Origin of the sequence: Enterococcus sp. DIV1083b, from assembly GCF_051713705.1 — a bacterium.
GTDB lineage: Bacteria > Bacillota > Bacilli > Lactobacillales > Enterococcaceae > Enterococcus_D > Enterococcus_D casseliflavus.
Genome location: NZ_JBIOQJ010000001.1, coordinates 1,456,470 through 1,479,112 on the forward strand (window position 1 = coordinate 1,456,470; position 22,643 = coordinate 1,479,112).

The 22,643-nt window shown below is 42.6% G+C and carries 21 protein-coding genes; 17 read left to right on the plus strand and 4 right to left on the minus strand.

The annotated features are described in order from the left end of the window. Window positions 1–39: 39 nt before the first annotated feature. The gene (locus tag IGI69_RS06680; RefSeq protein WP_438740158.1) at window positions 40–1,959 is read left to right on the plus strand and encodes a beta-glucoside-specific PTS transporter subunit IIABC; all 1,920 of its coding nucleotides are present in this window, start codon (window positions 40–42) and stop codon (window positions 1,957–1,959) included. A gap of 86 nt (window positions 1,960–2,045) precedes the next feature. Here IGI69_RS06680 and IGI69_RS06685 read toward each other — a convergent pair whose 3' ends face one another. After that, complete coding sequence (locus IGI69_RS06685; protein WP_375814900.1) at window positions 2,046–2,966, minus strand: MurR/RpiR family transcriptional regulator; 921 nt, start codon at window positions 2,964–2,966, stop codon at window positions 2,046–2,048. Between the two features lie 260 nt (window positions 2,967–3,226). Between IGI69_RS06685 and IGI69_RS06690 the strand changes: the two genes are divergently transcribed. Together IGI69_RS06690 and IGI69_RS06695 are read left to right on the plus strand one after the other, a co-directional pair. Next, window positions 3,227–4,618, plus strand: a complete 1,392-nt coding sequence (locus IGI69_RS06690; protein WP_005225822.1) for a 6-phospho-beta-glucosidase — start codon at window positions 3,227–3,229, stop codon at window positions 4,616–4,618. Window positions 4,619–4,638: 20 nt separating this feature from the next. Next, window positions 4,639–6,072, plus strand: a complete 1,434-nt coding sequence (locus IGI69_RS06695) for a 6-phospho-beta-glucosidase (RefSeq protein ID WP_438740160.1) — start codon at window positions 4,639–4,641, stop codon at window positions 6,070–6,072. Window positions 6,073–6,305: 233 nt separating this feature from the next. On the opposite strand, the gene IGI69_RS06700 is transcribed toward IGI69_RS06695, so the two are convergent. Both IGI69_RS06700 and IGI69_RS06705 read right to left on the minus strand, forming a co-directional pair. Continuing rightward, complete coding sequence (locus tag IGI69_RS06700; RefSeq protein ID WP_010748038.1) at window positions 6,306–6,776, minus strand: glutathione peroxidase; 471 nt, start codon at window positions 6,774–6,776, stop codon at window positions 6,306–6,308. Window positions 6,777–6,929: 153 nt separating this feature from the next. Then, the gene (locus tag IGI69_RS06705; RefSeq protein ID WP_010748039.1) at window positions 6,930–8,315 is read right to left on the minus strand and encodes an MATE family efflux transporter; all 1,386 of its coding nucleotides are present in this window, start codon (window positions 8,313–8,315) and stop codon (window positions 6,930–6,932) included. Window positions 8,316–8,500: 185 nt separating this feature from the next. Here IGI69_RS06705 and trxB point away from each other — a divergent pair, with 185 nt between their 5' ends. The 6 genes from trxB (at window position 8,501) to thrB (ending at window position 15,143) form a co-directional block, all read left to right on the plus strand. Continuing rightward, window positions 8,501–9,433, plus strand: coding sequence for a thioredoxin-disulfide reductase (trxB, locus tag IGI69_RS06710; RefSeq protein ID WP_015509534.1), 933 nt, complete (start codon window positions 8,501–8,503; stop codon window positions 9,431–9,433). 147 nt (window positions 9,434–9,580) lie between these two features. Further along, window positions 9,581–11,308, plus strand: a complete 1,728-nt coding sequence (locus IGI69_RS06715; protein WP_438740163.1) for a phospho-sugar mutase — start codon at window positions 9,581–9,583, stop codon at window positions 11,306–11,308. 247 nt (window positions 11,309–11,555) lie between these two features. After that, window positions 11,556–11,849 (plus strand): ArsR/SmtB family transcription factor, encoded by a 294-nt coding sequence (locus IGI69_RS06720; RefSeq protein ID WP_005225828.1) that lies wholly within the window; start codon window positions 11,556–11,558, stop codon window positions 11,847–11,849. Window positions 11,850–11,965: 116 nt separating this feature from the next. Further along, window positions 11,966–13,216 (plus strand): homoserine dehydrogenase, encoded by a 1,251-nt coding sequence (locus IGI69_RS06725; RefSeq protein ID WP_081116560.1) that lies wholly within the window; start codon window positions 11,966–11,968, stop codon window positions 13,214–13,216. 2 nt (window positions 13,217–13,218) lie between these two features. Further along, window positions 13,219–14,277 (plus strand): threonine synthase, encoded by a 1,059-nt coding sequence (thrC, locus tag IGI69_RS06730; protein WP_005225830.1) that lies wholly within the window; start codon window positions 13,219–13,221, stop codon window positions 14,275–14,277. Next, complete coding sequence (gene thrB, locus IGI69_RS06735) at window positions 14,274–15,143, plus strand: homoserine kinase (protein ID WP_005225831.1); 870 nt, start codon at window positions 14,274–14,276, stop codon at window positions 15,141–15,143. Before thrC ends, thrB begins: the two co-directional genes overlap by 4 nt. Before the next feature lie 81 nt (window positions 15,144–15,224). Here the strand turns inward: thrB and IGI69_RS06740 are convergent, their stop codons facing one another. Then, entirely contained in the window at window positions 15,225–16,112 is an 888-nt protein-coding gene (locus tag IGI69_RS06740; RefSeq protein WP_010748043.1) for a pyruvate, water dikinase regulatory protein, read from the minus strand. Between the two features lie 95 nt (window positions 16,113–16,207). Here IGI69_RS06740 and IGI69_RS06745 point away from each other — a divergent pair, with 95 nt between their 5' ends. From IGI69_RS06745 to era, 8 genes are all read left to right on the plus strand, one after another. Then, a complete protein-coding gene (locus tag IGI69_RS06745) occupies window positions 16,208–16,639 on the plus strand; it encodes a Fur family transcriptional regulator (RefSeq protein WP_005225833.1) in 432 nt (143 codons plus the stop codon). 160 nt (window positions 16,640–16,799) lie between these two features. Beyond that, on the plus strand, window positions 16,800–16,976 hold the full coding sequence (gene rpsU / locus IGI69_RS06750; RefSeq protein WP_002356740.1) for a 30S ribosomal protein S21: 177 nt from the start codon (window positions 16,800–16,802) through the stop codon (window positions 16,974–16,976). Window positions 16,977–17,009: 33 nt separating this feature from the next. Next, on the plus strand, window positions 17,010–17,459 hold the full coding sequence (locus tag IGI69_RS06755) for a GatB/YqeY domain-containing protein (protein WP_005225841.1): 450 nt from the start codon (window positions 17,010–17,012) through the stop codon (window positions 17,457–17,459). 170 nt (window positions 17,460–17,629) lie between these two features. Then, the gene (locus tag IGI69_RS06760) at window positions 17,630–18,604 is read left to right on the plus strand and encodes a PhoH family protein (RefSeq protein ID WP_438740166.1); all 975 of its coding nucleotides are present in this window, start codon (window positions 17,630–17,632) and stop codon (window positions 18,602–18,604) included. A gap of 21 nt (window positions 18,605–18,625) precedes the next feature. Continuing rightward, window positions 18,626–20,827 carry an HD family phosphohydrolase gene (locus tag IGI69_RS06765; RefSeq protein ID WP_373192012.1) on the plus strand — a complete coding sequence of 734 codons (2,202 nt, stop codon included), beginning with the start codon at window positions 18,626–18,628 and terminating at the stop codon, window positions 20,825–20,827. Next, window positions 20,827–21,303 (plus strand): rRNA maturation RNase YbeY, encoded by a 477-nt coding sequence (gene ybeY / locus IGI69_RS06770; RefSeq protein ID WP_005225844.1) that lies wholly within the window; start codon window positions 20,827–20,829, stop codon window positions 21,301–21,303. The genes IGI69_RS06765 and ybeY overlap by 1 nt, the downstream gene beginning before the upstream one ends. Further along, entirely contained in the window at window positions 21,287–21,676 is a 390-nt protein-coding gene (locus IGI69_RS06775; protein ID WP_016610244.1) for a diacylglycerol kinase family protein, read from the plus strand. Before ybeY ends, IGI69_RS06775 begins: the two co-directional genes overlap by 17 nt. Window positions 21,677–21,710: 34 nt before the next feature. Continuing rightward, window positions 21,711–22,610, plus strand: coding sequence for a GTPase Era (era, locus tag IGI69_RS06780; RefSeq protein ID WP_005225846.1), 900 nt, complete (start codon window positions 21,711–21,713; stop codon window positions 22,608–22,610). Window positions 22,611–22,643 lie beyond the last annotated feature (33 nt).

Here is a 22,643-nt window from a genome sequence, read left to right on the forward strand (position 1 = left end):
GGCTAAACCTTCAATAAAAAAAAATTGGAGGAATCAAAAATGGGAAAATATCGTGAATTAGCAGAAAAAATCGTAGCAAATGTCGGTGGAAAAGAGAACATCAATAGCTTGACGCATTGTATCACACGCCTGCGTTTTAAATTAAAGGATGAAGGCGTCGCAAATGATGAAGTCTTAAAGAACATGGATGGGGTCGTGACGGTCATGAAGAGTGGCGGTCAATACCAGGTGGTTATCGGAAACCATGTGCCAGATGTCTATGCAGAAGTGATCGATGTTGCAGGAATCAGTGGTGATGCTGAAGAAACAGCTTCAGGTGGCAACTTGTTTGATCGTTTGATCGATATTTTGAGCGGCTGCTTCCAACCCTTCTTAGGGGCTTTGTGTGCGGCGGGGATGATCAAAGGACTAAACGCACTGTTGCTTTTTATTGGTACAACAGGCTTGATCGATTATACAACAACGACTGGTACCTATGTGATGTTCAATGCGATCGGCGATTCGATCTTCATGTTTATGCCAGTGATTTTAGGGTATACGTCAGCGAAAAAGTTTCGCTTAAATCCAATGGTGGGAATCGTGATCGGGTCAGCGCTTTGTTACCCAACGATTCAAGGATCTGCTTTGCAAGCCGCATTTCTTGCAAGCGCTGGCGAGGGAGCTGTTGCACCGTATAGCTTGTTAGGCTTGCCTGCGTACGAAACGTTTTTAGGAATTCCGTGGGTTGGCGCAACGTATACTAGCAGTGTGGTGCCGGTCATCTTTATCATTGCCTTTGCTGCGCAAGTTCAAAAATTTGCGAAAAAAATCATTCCTTCTGTTGTCCAAACGTTCTTAGTGCCGTTCTTGGTTCTCTTGATTGCATTGCCAATTGGGTTTTTGGTGATTGGACCTGTAATCAGTATGTTGACGGACCTTTTGAGCTCAGGATTTGAAGCGTTGATGGACTTCTCACCAGTTGCCTATGGCTTGTTGCTAGGTTTTTTCTGGCAAGTATTGGTTATTTTCGGTCTTCACTGGTCAGTTGTTCCGCTACACATTATGCAAATCACGCAACTTGGTTATAGTCAGATTTTGGTAGCTACGTTTGGTGCCAGCTTTGCTCAAACAGCCGTAGTGATAGCGATGTACTTTAAACTGAAAGATAAAAAACTGAAAGCACTATGTCCGCCAGCTATTATCTCAGGACTTTTCGGTGTAACGGAGCCAGCGATTTATGGGATCACGTTACCGAAAAAAATGCCGTTCTTCTACTCAATGATCGGTGGTGCGGTCGCAGGTGCCTTCTTGATGATTAATGGAACAACGAGCTACACCTCTGGTGGGTTAGGGGTCTTTGGCATTTTCAACTACATCACTCCAGAAGGCGACGCTAGTGGCATGTGGTTCTCTGTCTTCGGAATCTTGATCGCTGCAGCGATTGGCTTTGGTTTGACCATGGCTTTCTGGAAAGATGATGCAGTGGAAGAAGAAATCGCAGAAGGACAACCAGCGATGACTGTTCGAAAAGAAGTGATCACTTCTCCAGTGGAAGGAACGATCGCGCCACTAAGCAGTGCCAAAGATGAAGCTTTTGCTCAAGGAGTGCTAGGAAAAGGCATCCTGATCCATCCATCAAAAGGCGAAGTCGTGGCTCCTTTTGATGGTACAGTGATGACATTGTTCCCAACCAAACATGCCATCGGGTTGATTTCTGAGAATGGTTTAGAGCTTTTGATCCATATTGGTTTGGATACTGTTCAATTGAATGGTGAGTTCTTTGAAGCGCATGTGAAGCAAGGCGATAAAGTCACTCGTGGGCAAAAATTGATCAGCTTTGATAAAGATGCATTGATCAAAGCAGGATTCAATATTGAGACCCCAGTGCTAGTGACCAACTCAGCGGATTATTTGGATATCATCGAGTCTGACAAACGAGAAGTTGGTTGTTCCGATGATTTGATCACGGCTTTAGTTTAGGAAATGTTTACCTACAAAACAGCTATATAGCTATATAAGGATAAAAGCGATCGGTCGTGAAGGCGCGATCGCTTTTTGACAGTCATTTAATTGGGAAACAGTGAGTCTTTATAATGAAGGTTTTTATCATAGGTTGGTTCAGCGATTATCGTTGATGAAGTGGGGCGCTTATCATACGCCATCCCAATATCGATCAAATGCTGCAGATTTTTCTCATAGTGCTCCGAAAAGACGACTGCATACAACAAATCTAGCAAGTAGCAAACCGAGGTATTGATCGTAAAATTCGCAATCTTTGAATAAAGCCTTTCTCTTGTGGTGATATTCAAGACACAATCGCTTAATTTCGCCAACGCATTCTCGCCGATACTCGTCATTCCGATGATGGAGACCTGCCGTTCGGCAAGAATCTTCCCGATTTCTTTGACCATTTTGTTTTCACCTGTGTAAGAAATCAAGATCGCGGTCGCATCGGAGGTACAGTTGGAAGCCTCATAGGCACTTTCGCCGAAGGTATCGCAGACGTGGATGCTTTTTCCTAAACGCCGCATCTTCAAAACAAAGTCTTGAGAAATCAAAGTGTTGGCATTGCTGGCGAAAATCCTGATATGGTTGGCATTGAGTAACGATTGTTTCGCTTTTTGTAATTCATCATGATGGATCAAGGAAAGCGTGTCTTCGATCGTTGTTTGTTCAAGTTTTGCCAACTTTTTGGCGATGGTCATAATACCGTCATGGGAGGAGAAGGGAAAGTTCGCATCCACATCGGTAAAATGGCTGCTCATATAAGTTTGCTCTTCCACAAAGGCCGTTTTTAAGTCGAGCCAACCATTGAAGCCTAATTTTTTTGCGATCCGAATAAAAGTAGAAGGATGAACATAGGTTTTTTCAGATAATTCCTTGATGGTTTGATCCGCCATCGCGGTCGGATTGGCTAATAAATAATCAATCAACGATCGTTCGGCGGGTGCTAGTTTGATTTGGCGCATTTTTTCTTGTAACAACATGGTATATATGCTCCTTTTTACATTTTTTTATGATTATTTGTAAATGGTTTTTACAGAAATTCGTTTTTATTCTGTACATAGCGAATCGTTTACATCCTAATTATTCCTTATTTGATGCTCTTTGTAAATCTTTTTTACAAAACAACTGCAAGAAGAAGTGAGATTTGCAAACGCTTTTTCTAAATAGGCTATTTACATTGAATCAAATGTTTTTATGAATGATAATAAGAATGTAAATAAAATAGCAAAGGAGCAATACAATGACAAAAGGAATTAAAATTGCAACCATTGGTGGCGGCAGCAGCTATACCCCGGAGTTAATGGAAGGCTTTATCAAACGCTATGAAGAATTGCCGATTCGTGAGATTTGGCTAGTAGATATCGAAGCAGGAAAAGAAAAATTAGCAATCGTTGGTGCGATGGCACAACGGATGTGGGATGCGTCACCCTACGATGTAAAAATCCACATGACATTGGATCGAGAAGAAGCGTTAAAAGATGCTGATTTCGTTACGACTCAATTCCGAGTAGGATTGCTGAATGCCCGTATCAAAGATGAACGAATTCCTGCCTATTACGGCATGATTGGTCAAGAAACCAACGGCCCTGGTGGTATGTTCAAAGCGTTTCGTACGGTTCCAATCATTCTTGAAATCGTTGAAGACATGAAACGCTTGTGTCCCGATGCCTGGTTGATCAACTTTGCGAATCCAAGCGGTATGGTGACTGAAGCAATCGTGCGTTACGGAAAATGGGACAAAGTCATCGGGTTGTGTAACGTGCCTGTCATGGCAACGATGGTTGAACCTGCGTTGCTTGGCAAAGAACCTGACGAATTGATTTACAAATTTGCAGGATTGAACCACTTTCACTGGCACAAAGTTACCGACTCACACGGCAATGACGTTACGATGGACATTATTGATAAAATGTATGAAGAAGACAATGGCTTACCGAAGAATATCTTTGATGTACCATTTTACAAAGAACAGCTGGAACAAATGAAGATGATTCCTTGCGGGTATCACCGTTATTACTATCGTCAAGAAGAAATGTTGAATCATGCGATCGAAGAGTACAAGACTGTCGGTACACGCGCACAGCAAGTGAAACAAACCGAAGCCGAATTGTTTGAGTTGTACAAAGATCCTGAATTGGATCATAAACCTGAACAGCTGCAAAAACGTGGTGGTGCATACTACTCAGATGCAGCGTGTGAAACGATTGCTTCCATTTATGCTAATAAAAATACCCAAATCGTCGTTTCAACCAAAAATGAAGGCGCCGTTCCAGATCTTCCTGCCGATTGCGTAGTCGAAGTAACAGCTTACGTTGGCGGACAAGGGGCTAGAAATGTTGCCTTTGGTGAGTTACCGACAGCTGAAAAAGGTTGGTTACAGGTAATGAAAGCAATGGAATTATTAACGATCGAAGCAGCTGTGACGGGGGATTACAATATCGCATTACAAGCCTTCACCATCAACCCATTGGTTCCATCAGGTGATACGGCAAAACGTGTCATGGATGAACTGTTTATTGCCCACAAAGATCACTTGCCTAAATTTAAGGAAACGATCGCACGTCTTGAAAAAGAAGGCGTAGAAGTACAAGATGAAGTAGCCCGCGAACTTGATCGCGAACTAGTTAAATAAAGAGAAAGTAGGAAAGAAACATGGCATTTAGAAAAGACTTTTTATGGGGCGGCGCAACAGCTGCCAATCAATGTGAAGGAGGCTACCAAGAAGGCGGACGCGGCTTGGCAAACGTTGACGTGGTACCGATCGGCAAAGATCGTTTTCCAGTCATTACGGGTCAAATGAAAATGTTCGATTTTGATGACGAACATTTCTACCCAGCAAAAGAAGCGATCGATATGTATCATCGCTACAAAGAAGACATCGCGCTATTTGGCGAAATGGGCTTTAAAACCTACCGTTTGTCGATCGCTTGGAGTCGAATTTTCCCTAAAGGGGATGAAACAGAACCAAATGAAGACGGCTTGAAGTTCTATGAAGATCTTTTCAAAGAATGCCACAAATATGGGATCGAACCATTAGTAACGATCACTCACTTTGATTGCCCAATGCATTTAGTTGAAAAATACGGGGCATGGCGTTCTCGTGAATTGGTCGGATTTTATGAAAACTTGTGTAAGGTGATTTTCAACCGTTACAAAGGGTTAGTAAAATACTGGTTGACCTTCAACGAAATCAACATGATTCTCCATGCGCCATTTATGGGAGCTGGTCTTTACTTTGAAGAAGGCGATAACGTTGAGCAAGTGAAATACCAAGCGGCTCACCATGAGCTATTGGCCTCTGCGATCGCAACGAAAATCGCTCATGAAGTCGATCCTGAGAACAAAGTAGGCTGTATGTTAGCTGCTGGCGCATACTATCCATATACAAGCAAACCAGAAGATGTCTGGGAATCACGCAAAGCAGATCGCGAAAACTATTTCTTTATTGATGTTCAATCACGTGGGGAATATCCACAATATGCGCTGAAAGAAATGGAACGCAATGGGATCGAAATCAAAATGGAAGAAGGCGACCTTGAGCTGTTGAAAGCTCACACCGTAGACTTTATTTCCTTCTCTTACTATTCTTCACGCGTATCAACCACGGACGCTGAATTGTTAGAACAAACGGCTGGCAATATTTTTGCCTCTGTGAAAAACCCATACTTGGAAGCAAGTGAATGGGGTTGGCAAATTGATCCACTTGGTTTGCGGATCACGATGAATGACATTTATGACCGTTACCAAAAACCATTGTTTATCGTTGAAAATGGTCTAGGCGCTGTGGATACACCAGATGCAGATGGCTATGTGGAAGATGACTATCGAATCCAGTACTTGGCAGAGCATATCCAAGCAATGAAAGATGCGGTTGAACAAGATGGTGTCGACTTATTGGGTTACACCACATGGGGTTGTATCGATTTAGTTTCAGCTGGAACAGGTGAAATGAAAAAACGCTATGGTTTCATTTATGTGGATCGTGACAATGAAGGAAACGGCACCTTGAAACGAACAAAGAAAAAATCATTTGATTGGTACAAACAAGTGATTGCTTCAAATGGTGAAGATTTATCGAATAACTAATCATAAGAAGCTGCAGTTGCTCCCTTAGAGAAATCTAAGTAGATCAACTGCAGTTTTTTTAAAGTCTTTTTAAAAACTTTTTAACAAATGATTTCTATAAGTAGAAATGGCTGCTCAGAGAATTTTGATAACCGACAATTAGAGTACTGTAAAATGTTTGCGTTGCAGCAAGTGCAAAAAAGGCGACCTTAAGGATGACATGTTTTGTCCTTGAGGTCGCCTTTATCAGTTTTTTAAAGAACTTTTTCGATTTCTGGAATCATTTTTTGAGGATTAGTTTGTGGAGCAAAACGCTCAACGACTTTACCTTGGCGGTCCACCAAGAATTTCGTAAAATTCCACTTAATGGCTTTCCCTAATGTACCCGGTGCTTCTTCTTCCAAATAGCGAAACAAGGGATCCGCGTCTTTGCCATTGATCACCGTTAACTTGTGCATCGGAAAATCAACACCATAGGTGGTTCGGCAAGCGGCTGCGGCTTCTTCGGCTGAGCCGACTTCTTGTTTGAACTGGTCAGAAGGAAACCCTAGAACGACCAACCCTTGGTCTTTATAGGTTTCATAAAGACTTTGTAATTCTTTGAACTGCGGGCTCAACCCGCACTTTGTAGCTGTATTGACGATCACCAGCGGTTGACCTTCGTAGTTTGCTAGCGAATAAGTTTCGCCGTTTTCTAATGTTGCTTGGTAGTCATAGATTGACATAGCAAACGCTCCTTTTAATGTAAATCATAGTCGATAGTTTCTGAGATAAGTATAGAGCAAAGTCTTCAAAAAAACCAAGCAAACTTCTTGGCGCATTTTATTTCTTATAAAAAACAAAAAATTCCAGCGGCCGTTGGGACCACTGGACTCTTATTATGCTTCTGGTAAGACTTCTGGTTCTGCTTCTTGTGGATGAACGACAGATTTAGTCTTCCATACCCCAGAATGCCAGCGATAGATCATTAAGACGCTGCGCAATGCTTCGTCAATGGCATAAGCGATCCAAACGCCGATCAAGCCAAATTTAAAGACGATGGCCAGTGAGTAGGAAAACGGTAAGCTGATGACCCATAGAACAATTAGGCTGCAGATCAATGGGAACTTCACGTCACCACTTGCATTTAATGAACCAACTAGGATCATATTGACTGCACGCGCTGTTTCTAAGACGATCTCTACTAAAAAGACACCTTTAGCAATCTCGATTACTTCGGTATTGGAAGTAAAGATCCCCATGATCGGTTCAATAAATAGATAGGTCAATAAGCAGATCGTTACCGAGGCGATGATCCCGATCACCATCGTGCGCATGCCTCGCTGATGTGCACGATCGAATTCACCCGCACCGACATTGCGGCCAATCATGATTTGGTTTCCTTGACTTAATGCGGAGGCGATCAAATAAACAAATTGGGTGATAGCTGTTACGTAAGATTTTGCAATCAAGACACTTGCGCCAAGTTGAGCCACGATCATCGTCACCACGACTTGCGCTCCTTGATAGGAAAGAGACTCGCCAGAAGAAGGCAATCCGTAAGTCAAAATGTTTTTCATCACGCCCCAAGAGACATTCGAGAAACGGGCAGATAAAACAGAAAAATTCACATGTTTCTTCAGCAACATGGCGGCAATTAGTAAACCGATCGAATTACCAAAGACGCTAGAAAATGCCAATCCAGTCACACCGAAATTCGGTAAACCAAAGGGGCTGTATAAGACAAAATAATTGCCAATGACGGCTAGGATACTAGCAAACATCGGTACCAATAACGCAGGTTTTGTGAAACTGTGGCTACGCATGACAGCAATTATGACCGCCGTGATCGATGAAAGGAACAGACTTCCGCCATATACTTGTAAGTATCCATGACCTAAAGCAACTAATTCAGCATCTAAGCCCATGAATCGCAAAAGGTAGGTTGAGCCGAAAAGGAACATCAAGCTGATCAAAATCCCGATGAACAATGACCCAAAAAGAGCGGTATTGATGACTTTCGGTATCTGGTCGCGTTTTTTCGCACCAATCAATTGTGCGATAATGATCTGAGTACCCACGGTGATGAACCCGTAAATAAAGACCGTTAAATTCAATAGTTGATTGGCAGCACTGACGGCCGCTACTGCCGGCTCGGAGTAATGAGAAATCATCCAAACGTTGACATTCCCAATAACGACCCGCAAAAATAGCTCAACAAAAATCGGCCAGCTGAGAAAAATCAGTTCACGGTCTGATTTTCCTAAAAGTTTTTTCTTATTCAATTGTAAGGACTCCTTATTTTCTATATAATAGACGTATCGTGAAAATTTTACAAAAATTGAAAAGAAAGTCAATGTAATTTTCAAAAGTAAAAGCGGGAATATCTTATTATTTTTTGTAAGCAGATGAGTTGAAAGAATTTGCTTTTGAAAGTAAAGTATGGGTAGTCCAAATTGGAGGGAAATATATGTATGATGTAATTATCATCGGCGCAGGCCCTGCGGGGATGACAGCAGCGCTTTATGCGTCAAGATCGAATTTATCAGTACTAATGATTGAACGAGGAGCACCTGGCGGACAAATGAACAATACGGCTGAGGTTGAAAACTATCCTGGCTTCGAATCAATCTTAGGCCCTGAATTAGCATTTAAAATGTATGAAGGTGCCATTAAGTTTGGGGTTGAAAATGCCTATGGGATCGTTCAAAGCATCACGGATCAAGGGGAGTTCAAAGAAGTTGCCACCGAAGACAAAACCTATCAAGGGAAAACAGTCATCATTGCCACAGGATGTGTACATAGAAAGTTAGGCGTCAAAGGCGAAGAAGAATTCGCAGGACGCGGTGTTTCATACTGTGCGGTTTGTGACGGTGCCTTTTTCCGTAACAAACGCTTGATCGTTGTTGGCGGAGGCGACTCAGCAGTCGAAGAAGCTATCTACTTAACGCAATTTGCTTCTGAAGTAACGATCGTTCACCGTCGTGACGAATTACGAGCACAAAAAATCATCCAAGACCGCGCATTTGCCAACGAGAAAATCTCTTTTATTTGGGATTCTGTTGTGGAAGAAATCAAAGGCAATGAGATGGTCGTAACTGGCGTGCAAATCAGAAACGTAAAAACGGATGAAGTGACAGAAGAAGCTGCTGGCGGTGTCTTTATCTATGTTGGTTTAGATCCGTTGACAGAACCTTTCAAAGCTAGCGGTATCACGAATGATGCTGGCTGGATCTTAACAAATGATCAGATGGAAACTTCAATTCCTGGTGTTTACGCGATTGGCGATGTTCGTGAAAAAGGCTTGCGTCAAATCACGACGGCAGTCGGCGATGGCAGTATTGCTGGTCAACAAGTGTTTGATTTTATTGAAACACAAAAGGATGCACAATTAACAAAATAATTTAATGAAATCAGCTGTTATTTTTAAAGTGTCAATCACTTTTGATAGCAGCTTTTTTTATTTTTCGTTTGGTTATTCTTTGAGAAATCTGTAAGTAGTGTTATACTAATTTTAGAGCATTTTAACGGAAAAAGGAGAGGTTATTTTATGGCATGGGAACAAACATTTAATCAATGGAAAAACAGTGAACACTTAGATCCACAATTAAAAGAACTATTAACCGCATTAGAAGCAGATCCTGCGATGTTAGAAGACGCTTTTTATATGCCTTTGGAATTTGGGACTGCTGGCATGCGAGGGATTTTAGGACCTGGTATCAATCGGATGAACATTTATACGATTCGTCAAGCAACCGAAGGCTTGGCTCGCTTTATGGATACACAAGATCCCGAAACAAGACGTCGTGGCGTAGCGATTGCCTATGATTCCCGTCATTTTTCACCTGAGTTCGCGATGGAAGCAGCAAAAACATTGGCAAAACATGATATTCCAGCCTTTGTCTTTGAAAGCTTACGTCCGACGCCAGAATTATCTTTTGCTGTGCGTTACTTAAAAACCTTTACTGGAATCATGATCACTGCTTCTCACAATCCAGCCGAATACAATGGCTACAAAGTATATGGGGAAGATGGTGGGCAAATGCCACCAGCAGATGCGGATGCATTGACAAAATTTGTTCGGGAAATTGAAAATCCGTTGGAGATTCCTGTATTAAGTGAAGAAGAAGCCAAAAACAGCGGCTTGATCTCTATTATTGGCGAAGAAATCGATACTGCCTATCTGAAAGAAATCAAAGAAGTCACGATCGATCAAGAATTGATCGATACGGTGGGCAAAGATTTGAAACTTGTCTATACACCACTTCATGGAACAGGGCGGATGCTTGGCGAGAAAGCGTTGAAACAAGCTGGTTTCCAACAATTCATTATTGAACCCTCACAAGCGGTTGCTGATCCAAACTTCAGTACAGTAAAATCACCGAATCCAGAAGAGCACTCTGCCTTTGAATATGCGATTGCTTTAGGAGAAAAAGAAGGTGCTGACCTATTGATCGCAACAGATCCAGATGCCGATCGCTTAGGGGCTGCAGTAAGAATGCCAGATGGCAACTACCAAGTCTTGACAGGTAACCAGTTAGGTGCATTGATGATCCGTTACATTTTAGAAGCCCATAAAACAGCTGGAACATTGCCAGAAAATGCAGCAGTCTTAAAATCGATCGTTTCAAGTGAATTGCCAACAGCGATCGCTAAATCCTACGATGTTGATATGATCAATGTTTTAACTGGCTTTAAATTTATTGCCGAAAAAATCCAACAATTTGAAACAGACCATTCTCAAACTTTCATGTTTGGCTTTGAAGAAAGCTATGGCTACTTAGTTAAACCATTCGTACGGGACAAGGACGCGATCCAAGCGCTCGTTTTATTAGCAGAAGTGGCTGCTTTTTACAAACAATCAGACAAAACATTGTATGATGGTCTGCAAGATATTTTTGAAGAGTACGGCTACTATGCAGAAAAAACGATTTCTGTAACGATGAGCGGCATGGAAGGGGCAACTAAGATTGCTGCCTTGATGAAGACTTTCCGTGAAAAAGCACCTTCCGTCTTCGCAGGAACCCCTGTCGTGCAAACAGAAGACTTTAAAGTGTTGACTCGTGTGGGCTTAGATGGTCACCAACAAAAAATGACCACACCGCCTTCTGATGTTTTGAAATACACCTTGGAAGATGAAAGCTGGATTGCTGTTCGTCCTTCTGGGACCGAACCTAAAATCAAGTTTTATATTGGTGTAAAAGGCGATACGGCAGAAGCAGCAGAACAAAAAATTGCTGATCTGCAAGCAGCGATCGAAGAAATCACAGGTGAATAAAGTCATCTGATGTCTTCATAATCAAAAAAATTGCAATTGACTGAATGATCCGAGTGGTAGAAAAAGAAGCGTTCGCTTCCCTCAGCAAACAGGTGTTGAGGGACCGAAGCTTCTAAAGGGAATTTTCTGACGCTTGGATCTATTCTTGTCTTTTAGCTCGTTTCTTCTCCTTGATCGTCGAGCATTGATTGACAAGCTGTCTATCAAGGGCTAAAATGCAAAAGGAAATAAGAGAGGATGTGGCGCGATGACTACGCCGAAACTAGAAGAAATTCAGCAAGTAACACAGATTTTTAAAATGCTTAGTGATCCCACTAGACTAAAAATTTTGTTGTCTCTTCAAGAAGGAGAGCGCAATGTCACTTCGATTGCAGAACAAGTACATATGGAACAATCAGCAGTTTCTCATCAGCTGAAACTTTTGAAAGATAATCGGATCGTAAAGTCGGAAAGACAAGGAAAAACCATCCTTTATAGTCTTGATGACAAACATGTTGTGGATATTTTGCAAAAAACATTCGAACATATCCATCACCGTTAAAACTAGGGCGAGAATTTCTCAAAAGTCCTAGTTTTTTCTTATTGTTTTTGGTATGCTAGTGGAAATATTAAAATTAGATGAACGGTTTTTAATAACGTTTTCAGTTAGGGGGCATTATGGGTAAGCAATTGAACATTGGATTATTAGGAATGGGTGTTGTCGGCAGCGGGGTATGCCAAGTGTTGGCAGAGCAAAAAGAAGCCATTCTGGCACGCACAGGAGTCAGTGTGCAAATCACGAAAGCATTAGCTTCGCCTTACGAGGATAAGTCTGCGTTAGCGGCTAAGTACGGGTTTGCGTTGACGAATGAGGCAAATGAGTTGTTTGAAGATGAGACCATCGACGTAATTGTGGAATTGATCGGGAAGATCGATCCGGCAAAAGCGTTTATTTCAGCTGCTTTAGAAAATAAGAAGCACGTTGTGACGGCAAATAAAGACTTGATTGCCACCCATGGACCTGAACTGCTGGCAATCGCTGAAAAAGCCGGGGTGTCTCTTTATTATGAAGCCAGCGTGGGTGGTGGCATTCCGATCTTGCGTACATTGAGCACCCACTATCTGCCTGATACCATCACAGGGATTTTTGGTATCGTCAATGGGACGACCAATTATATGCTGACAAAAATGACGGAAGATGGCATGACCTATGAAGATGCTTTGTCACAAGCCCAAGCAAAAGGTTTTGCCGAATCAGATCCTACTAATGATGTTGACGGTATCGATGCGGCCTATAAAATGGTGATCCTGACCAAATTTGCTTTTGGGAAAACGATCCATGTTGCTGATGTGGCAACAAAAGGCATCCGCGGCTTAGCTGTGGCAGATATTAAGCAGGCACAAGCCTTTGGTTATGAAGTGAAGTTGATCGGTGCAGCACAAAAGACAGTTGACGGTTCCCTTACTGTGTCAGTTGGACCTGTATTAGTGCCGAAAAACCATGCGTTAGCGACGATCCAAAACGAGTTTAATGGCATTTTTATCGAGAGTGAAGGCATCGATCAATCAATGGTTTATGGACCAGGAGCAGGATCACGACCGACGGCCACCAGCGTGGTAGCGGATTTGACCGTTTTAGCAAAAAATAAAAGCTTTGGGATCGTTGAACCTTTTCTAACTTTTGAAAAAGAAACAGCATTAGCATCTGTAGAAGAAGTCCCTAGCCAGCATTATGTGTCTTTTTCAAGTCAAGAGATCAAAGGGAACGCTCTTCCAGAATGGTTTGCGTTTGAGCAAACGGTGTTCAACGAAGCAGACCAACGAATAGCTGGAATCACCAATCCAATGAGCGAAAAAGAGCTAACAGAAAAACTCGCAACTTATACCGATGCACAAGACATACAAATAATGAAAGTGATGGAGGAATAAACATGTATCAAGGATTATTGCATCAATACAAGGAATATCTGCCAGTCAACGAAAATACACCAGCATTGTCGCTGGCTGAAGGCAACACGCCGTTGATTCCCTTACCAAGCCTTTCCAAGGAATTAGGGATTCAATTGTATGGAAAATACGAAGGGCTGAATCCGACAGGCTCTTTTAAAGACCGAGGGATGGTCATGGCGGTGGCAAAAGCGGTGGAAGAAGGTGCCAAAGCAATCGTCTGTGCATCGACAGGAAATACCAGTGCGGCAGCAGCAGCTTATGCGACCAGAGCGGGGATCAAAGCTTACGTTGTTATTCCAGATGGCAAGATCGCTATGGGGAAATTGGCGCAAGCGATCGTTTATGGAGCCGACATCATTTCGATCCCAGGAAACTTTGATGAAGCGTTAAAAGCAGTACGAGATATTGCAGAAACCGAAGCCGTGGCACTAGTAAACTCAGTCAATCCTTATCGTTTAGAAGGACAAAAAACAGCTGCCTTTGAAGTATGCGAACAATTAGGACAAGCGCCAGATGTTCTTGCGATTCCTGTCGGTAATGCAGGAAATATCTCGGCATATTGGAAAGGGTTCAAAGAATGGCATGAGAAAAAAGGCACCGCGTTGCCAAGAATGCATGGGTTTGAAGCTGAAGGTGCTGCTGCGATCGTCCGTGGTGAAGTCATCGAACAGCCAGAAACGATCGCTACAGCGATTCGGATCGGCAATCCAGCCAGCTGGCAGTTGGCAGAAGCCGCTCGTGATGAATCAAATGGACACATCGATGCAGTAACCGATGAGGAAATTTTGAATGCTTACCGTAAAATTGCTGCGCAAGATGGTGTGTTTATTGAACCAGGCTCAGCTGCCTCGCTGGCTGGTGTCATCCAGCACGTGAAAGCAGGGAAAATCAAACCAGGTGAGACTGTCGTTGCCGTCTTTACTGGAAATGGTCTGAAAGATCCTGATACAGCTATCAAAGCGACAGAAGTAACCATCAATAAGATGAGTGATTTAGAAGAAATGCGTCAGCATCTTCGTGAAGGAGTTGCCAATCTATGAAGATCCGCGTTCCTGCAACCAGTGCGAACTTAGGGCCTGGTTTTGATTCCTGCGGGATTGCCCTGTCAAAGTATTTGTTCATTGAAGTTTTAAAAGAAAACGATACGTGGGAAATCATCCATGAGCTAGGTTCAGAGATCCCAACGGATGAAACCAACTTGCTTTTGCGTGTGGCATTGAAATTAGCACCAAACATGAAGCCTTTGAAAATCCGAATGAGTTCGGACATTCCTTTGGCACGAGGCTTAGGCAGCAGTTCCTCAGTGATCGTCGCCGGGATTGAACTAGCCAACCGCATGGCCCACATGAATCTGAGTGCAGCACAAAAGCTTGAGATCGCAACTGCCATCGAAGGGCATCCTGACAACGTTGGACCAGCAATTTATGGAGATTTTGCGGTTGCTGCTTACGACCATCAGCACAAGCATACGTATTTAGTCAAGCATCATTTTCCAGAGTGCGAGATCATTGCCTATATTCCTCATGAAGAACTGTTGACTGAAGCAAGTCGTCAAGTCTTGCCGCAGACCCTTTCTCACGAGCAAGCTGTCGAAGCCAGTGCGATCGCCAACGTGATGATCGCAGCGGTCATCAATGGCAATCTGCCTCTTGCAGGAAAATTGATGCAGCAGGATCGTTTTCATGAAGCCTATCGGGAAAAGCTTGTACCGCACTTGTCGACCATTCGCCAAATCTGCGAAGAAGAAGGCGGCTATGGCTGTTTCTTAAGCGGCGCAGGTCCTACGGTCTTAGCGATCGTCCCAGAGGAACGGGCAGAACGAATCTCAAAACTTTTGCACGCCTTGGAGAGCAATGCGTATATTGAACAATTGCAAATCGATCGTGAAGGGCTGCAAGTGTTCTAAAAGAGAATAATAAATGAGCCACAGACCAAAAACGGTGAGCAGAAGATTTTCTGCTCACCGTTTTTCATTGCTTCATCGGGGTTAGTCTTTCGTTTCTGACGTGTAATAACTATGATCTTCTAAGTTTAATGCATTTAAAATCATAGAGGCGGTTTCTTCGATGGAAAGAGAAGCGACATTGATCACGACACAGCCTAGTTTCTCGTAAAGATCATTGGCAAACGTCAGCTCCGCTTTGATTTTTTCTATATCGGAATACGCAGAATCGGGGTTCAATCCGTAGGAGCGCATCCGTTCTTTGCGAATACTGTTTAACACATTCGGATCGTTTGTTAGCCCGACGATTTTTTTCGGATCGATTTCCCAGAGCTGTTTTGGGATGTGGGCTTGCGGTACTAAAGGCAGGTTAGCAACTTTTAAATTTTTGTTTGCTAAAAATAGACTCAAAGGCGTTTTTGACGTCCGAGAAACCCCTAGTAACACGACATCTGCTTCCAAGAAGCCACGAGGGTCTTTCCCATCATCGTACATAACCGCAAATTCCATGGCTTTGATGCGTTTGAAATAATTTTCGTTTAAGTGGTGCAAAGCCCCTGGCTCTCGTGAAGGTGCTACGCCAGTTCGTCGTTCTACTTCACTTACTGGAGGGGTCAATACGTCGAAATGGTAAAGGTCAGCTTCTTCACAAAAATGATTCGTCAAATCCACAAGTTCTTCTTTGATCAAGGTATGAAGAATAATGGCGTTGTGTTTTTTTGCATCAGACAAAGCTTTGATCAAATGCTCTTTTGTGTGGATAAACGTGCGTCTAAAAAGGTTAAATTCGACGCTGGGGTATTGGGCCATTGTCGCTTGTGCAAGCTTCGATGCCGTTTCGCCGGCAGAGTCCGACAACACGAACATCGTCACTGCGGCACTGGTTTGCAATTTTTCTTGCAAGTCTGGTTGTTCAGGTTCAGTTGGCTTCATAAGAAAAATCCTCTCTTGCTTTTTTATTGATTTCATTATACCATACTTAAGATCGATAGAATCGGAATGATTTTGATTTATCAGGAGGGCCTACGATGAAAAATCAAACACTTATTGAGCATGCCATGACTACATTGAAAGAAAATGGCTTTAAATACACCAAAAAAAGAGAAGCGATCATCACCTATTTAGTGAAACGCAATCGCTATTTGCCAGCAAAGGAAATTCATGAATACATGTCAGAAAAGTATCCTGGCTTGAGTTATGATACGATCTACCGTAATCTGCATGATTTTTCTGAGATCGGTATTTTAGAAGAAACAGAGCTGAACGGGGAGATGAAGTTTCGCTATAACTGCTGTGCAGAATTAGAGGACCATCATCACCATCACTTTATTTGCACGGTTTGTGGCAAAACAAAAGAACTACATATTTGCCCGATGGACTTCTTCCAAGAACAGCTTCCTGGCTGCTTGATCGAGGGACATCGCTTCGAGATTTTGGGCCGTTGTGAAGAATGTCAATGAAAACCCAAACAAACTTGATGGGATCGAAGACTTTTTTAACAGAATGCCTTGACACTTTTTCAGGGGTTAGCTATAATTTTTAAAGGACAGTCGTGTTTTTTGGGATTTTATTTCAATAACAACTACGGTTACTTTTTAAGCTCGGAGGGAGGGAATTTACATGTCAAAAACAGTCGTTCGCAAAAACGAATCACTTGACGATGCTCTTCGTCGCTTCAAACGTTCCGTGTCAAAAGCGGGTACTTTACAGGAATCTCGTAAACGTGAATTTTACGAAAAACCTAGCGTAAAGCGTAAGAAAAAATCTGAAGCAGCTAGAAAACGCAAAAAATTCTAATTTTCTACTGTTTTGAGAATTGGAGCTGGTAGTGTGACACTACTAAGTACACTGAATGATGACATGAAGACAGCGATGAAAGCCAAAGACAAGGAAACCTTGCAGGTGATCCGCATGTTGAAAGCATCAATTCAAAATGAGCAGATCAAAAAAGGTTCTGACTTGAATGAAGAAGAAGAGTTGACCGTTTTGTCTCGTGAGATGAAACAGCGTCGTGATTCTTTAAATGAGTTTGAGAAAGCTGACCGAAATGATCTAGCAGAGAAAGTCAAAGTTGAAATTGCAGTTGTTGAAAAATATTTGCCAGCACAACTCGATGAAGCGGAAATCCGCCAAATCGTCGCTGGAGCGATTGAAAAGACTGGTGCTTCTTCTTCCAAAGAATTTGGAAAAGTGATGGGTGCTGTAATGCCACAAGTTAAAGGCAAAGCAGACGGCAATCAAGTCAATGCGATCGTTAAAGAATTATTGGATCAAATGTAAGCTCACGCCGCAAGTATGGATGACATGCTTGCGGCTTTTTTTCTGATTTCGAAAACTTAAAAAAAGCATAAGGACAAGGGGAAACGACTGTTGTGCTTGATAAGTAATTTTTCTTTTTTCCATCTTATGTTATTATTAATAAGAACGCCAAAAAAGGAGCTGTAACATATTTGACAGACAAAACAATAACGATCGAGATAACACTTAGTGAAAACGATGACGTTCGTTTATTATTAGGTGCCCACGATAAGAACATCAAAATTATTGAAGACTCCACAGGAACGGTCATTCACACTCGTGGTGAGCTGATCCAAATCGTAGGAGAAACCGAAGCCGCTGAAAAGGCACAATCCGTGATTCGGGCTTTGCAAGAGTTGATCAAACGAGGCATCAATATCAGTACCCCCGATGTGATCACCGCGTTGAATATGGTGAATAAGGGCAGTCTTGATTATTTCAAAGATATGTATGAAGAAGAGATCATCAAAGACCGTAACGGCAAACCGATCCGAGCGAAAAATGCTGGGCAAAAAAAATATATCGAAGCCGTCCGTAAACATGATGTAGTCTTTGGTGTCGGCCCCGCTGGAACCGGAAAGACCTTCTTAGCAGTCGTAATGGCAATTGCAGCTTTAAAGAAAGGCCAAGTGCAAAAAATCATTTTGACACGGCCCGCGGTTGAAGCAGGAGAAAATCTTGGTTTCCTACCAGGAGACTTGAAAGAAAAAGTCGATCCTTACTTACGCCCCGTTTATGATGCGTTGTATCAAATTTTTGGGATGGATCATACGAACCGTCTCATGGAACGAGGCGTCATTGAGATCGCACCATTGGCATATATGCGTGGACGTACGCTAGAAGATGCCTTTGTCATTTTAGATGAAGCGCAAAATACGACGATCGCTCAAATGAAAATGTTTTTGACCCGTTTAGGATTCAACTCTAAAATGATCGTCAATGGCGATACCAGCCAGATCGATTTGCCAAAAGGGACTTTAAGCGGCCTGATCCACGCCGAACGAACGTTACAAGAGATCCCTAAAATTGCTTTTGCTAATTTTGAAGCAGGAGATGTCGTGCGGCATCCAGTTGTTGCCGAGATCATTCGCGCATATAAAGAAGCAGATCTTAAAGACAAGCGCTGATCGTCTTTTAGGAGGAGAACTATGATCATTCAACCACTACGGAAATTTAGAGAAAGACTTGGGAAATTCTATCTACCAGTTTTGATGTTCCTTTTCTTTCTTTTTTCGATTGGTATCATGTACACCAGCGTCAAACAAAACAATGTCGATTATAGCGAAGGTCAAGTGGCGGAAGAAAATATCCGTGCCAATAAAACGATCGAAAATACCGCTGCGACAGAACAAAAGCGTAAACTGGCTGCCGAAGCTGTACCACCAGAGTACACGTATCAGGATACACTGGCGCAAACGCAGCATGATCGTATCGATCATTTATTTGACTTAGTTGCTTCAGTCAAAAAATCAGTGGATGAAGCCCATGAAAAAAAAGTGGCTGAGGCCGATGAGGATGAAAATATCCCTAAACCTAGTACAGATGAATATATCGCAGCCTTAAAACAAGAATTTGAAAAAATGAGTGATGATGAACTGGATTTTTATCAGTCATTTACCAATAATTTTTTGACGACGATGTTCTCATTAAGTGATGATGAATTAAATACAGTTCGTACCTATGCGCTACAATTAATAGATGAACAAATGGCGAAACAGATCCGCCAAACGGAATTAAGTGCGTTCCGTTCTGAGGCGGAAGATAAGATCCAGTTCTTAGATGTTAGCTCAGATATGGCTTCTGTCTTACGTTTCTTAGTCAATCAAGGAATCGTCGTGAACGATATCCCAAATGAAAAACGGACAGAAGAAGCACGGCAAACCGCCATGGATGCTGTTCCTCCAGTGATGATTTATCAAGGAGAGATCATTGTCCGTGAGGGCTCGCAGATCGATGCCAATGCCCTAGAGAAGCTGCAGCTTTTAGGAATGACTAATCAGACCTTTTCTGTTTTTCCATTGATCGCTTTAGTGTTAGCAACAGTCTTACAGATGCTGATGGTGTTTTATTACACGAAACAGACGAAAGACGTGGAAAAACGGATGAATGCGGTCACGTTTTATATTTTGGCAATGGCATTCAGTATTTTGATCATGAAGTTTTTCCAACTTTTCCAATCTGAATTAGTGACCTTTATCCCGCTGTTTTTCCCAGCTGCGTTTACACCGTTGATCCTGAGTATTTTCTCCAGCCGTCGTTTGGGGATTTTGTCAGCGATTTTCCAAGTAATCAGCGCACTCTTTATTTACTTTGATTCTAGCGGAACCAACTTGTTGACGACCGTCTTAGTCACCTATTTGTTCTCTGGCTTGATGGGAACGATGATCAAGCGCGCCCGCATCGCTAGTCAAGGGAAAACGGCAGTAGCGTGGGTGATCGTCTTTCCGCTCTTACTGAGTTTTGTGCTGGTGATTTTCCAAGGAATGGATTTTGCTCGCGGGAACACTTGGACCACGATCATTTGTGGTTTAGCAGGCTCTCTTTTAAGCTATTTGCTAACGATGGGACTACATCCTTACATCGAATTGTTGGTGACGGATGAGAGTATGATCGTGTTAAATGAATTGAGTAACCCGAATCATCCATTGTTAAAACAGTTGCTGGAAGAAGCGCCAGGAACGTATCATCACAGTATGATGGTTGCTAATCTTAGTGCCAATGCCGTTGCCGAAATCGGCGGGCAAAGCTTACTGACTCGTGTGGCTTGTTATTACCATGATATCGGCAAGGTCAAACATGCCAATTTCTTTGTAGAAAATTTACCTGCTGGTGCCGAAAACCCGCATAATTTCTTGTTGCCTGAAGACAGCAAACAAATCATCTTCGGTCACGTGATCGATGGGGCGGAAATTCTCGAAGAAGCCAAAATGCCGCGCATGGTGATCGACATTTGTCGTCAACACCATGGCACGACCTTGATGCGTTATTTCTACGTGAAAGCCAAAGAGCGTAATCCCGAGGTGACGGAAGAAGATTTCCGTTATCCTGGTCCAAAACCGCAAACACGAGAAGCTGGCGTTGTGAGTATCGCGGATAGTTGTGAAGCAGCTGTTCGAGCGATGGAAAATCCAACAAATCAAAAGATTCAAGAATTTGTTGCAAATCTCATCAATGATCGGATCTTAGACGGTCAATTGGATGAAACAGGCCTGACTTTGAAAGAAATCCGAATGATTGAAAAATCACTGGTCAACGGACTTTGCAGTACCTTCCATTCACGGATCAAATATCCAAAAATGAAGTCGGAAGCAGAGAAAATGAAAGAAGAACAAGAAAGAAGAGAGCGCTAATGGAGATTACCTTTTTAGATGAGACAAATTCAGTGGGGGAAACCAAGATCAAAGAGATCGAAGGACTGTTGCAATTTGCTGCAGGACATTTAGAACTTCCAGAGGATACTGAAATGTCCGTCACATTTATGGACAATGCGGCGATCCAAGAAATCAATCGGGAGTACCGCGGCAAAGATATGCCAACAGATGTCATCAGTTTTGCCTTTGAAGAAGAAACTGACGAAGAGCTGTCGATCATTTTTGACGAAGCCCTTGAAGAGCTGCCGCGTGATCTTGGAGATATTATGATCTCCATTGAACGAGCGAAAGAACAAGCTGCTGAATACGGGCATACCTATGATCGGGAGCTGGGTTTCTTGGCGTTACATGGTTTCTTGCATATCAATGGCTATGATCATATGACACCTGAAGATGAAAAGGAAATGTTTGGACTGCAAAAGGAAATACTGGATGCCTATGGACTCAAAAGATAAGAATATTGGGAAAAACAAACAATTTATTTCGTCGATCGAATTTGCTTTCACTGGTATAAAAACCGTCTTTAAAGAGGAACGCAATATGCGTAAACATGTTGCACTAGGAATCGTTGCGATCATTGCAGGCTTTATTTTCCGTTTGAGTCAAATGGAATGGCTCTGGTTGCTGCTAGCTGTTTTCTTAGTCTGGATCGTTGAGATCATCAACACCGTCTTTGAAAACGTCGTAGATATGTTTACAGATTTCCATTTCCATCCTATCGGAAAAAAAATCAAAGATATGGCAGCTGGTGCCGTGCTGATGACCGCAGTTTTTGCGTTAGTCGTCGCAGCGATCATCTTCTTGCCAAAATTGCTGCAGCTCTTCTGATGCGCACCAAAACACAAGATAAAGGGGAACAACAATGACAACACACAAATCAGGCTTCGTTGCGATCGTCGGGCGGCCAAATGTTGGGAAATCAACACTACTAAATCGAGTCGTAGGACAAAAAATCGCGATCATGAGTGACAAAGCGCAAACGACCCGTAACAAAATCCAAGGGGTCTACACGACGGATGACGCACAGCTGATCTTTATCGATACACCAGGGATCCATAAACCCAAACACCGTTTAGGCGATTTTATGGTTGAAACCGCCTATAGTGCACTGCGAGAAGTTGACGTGACGCTATTTATGATCAGTGCGGACCAAAAGCGTGGCAAGGGCGATGATTTTATTATCGAACGATTGCGCCAAAGTCAGACACCGGTTTTCCTCGTGATCAATAAAATTGATAAAGTCCATCCAGATGCCTTATTGGCAATTATTGAAGACTACTCCTCACAAATGGACTTTGCTGAGATCGTACCGATTTCCGCAACAGAAGGCAATAATTTCGAAACGTTAATGAAGCTACTGATCGATGAAATGCCAGAAGGACCTCAGTACTTCCCAGAGGATCAAATCACGGATCATCCAGAATACTTTATCGTCTCCGAATTGGTGCGGGAAAAAGTCTTGCTACTGACCAGAGATGAAGTACCTCACTCAGTAGCAGTCGTCGTTGACTCTATGAAACGAGACCACAATGACAAGGTGCATATTCAAGCGACGATCATTGTCGAACGTGACAGTCAAAAAGGCATTATCATTGGTAAAGGCGGAAAAATGCTGAAACAGATCGGTACGAAAGCTCGTTTAGACATTGAACACTTGTTAGATGACAAAGTCTTCTTGGAATTATGGGTAAAAGTGCAAAAAGATTGGCGCGACAAGCAAACCTTCTTAACGGACTATGGCTATCGCAAAGATGAGTATTGATGACATGCAGATCAAACATGATCTGTTTTAATG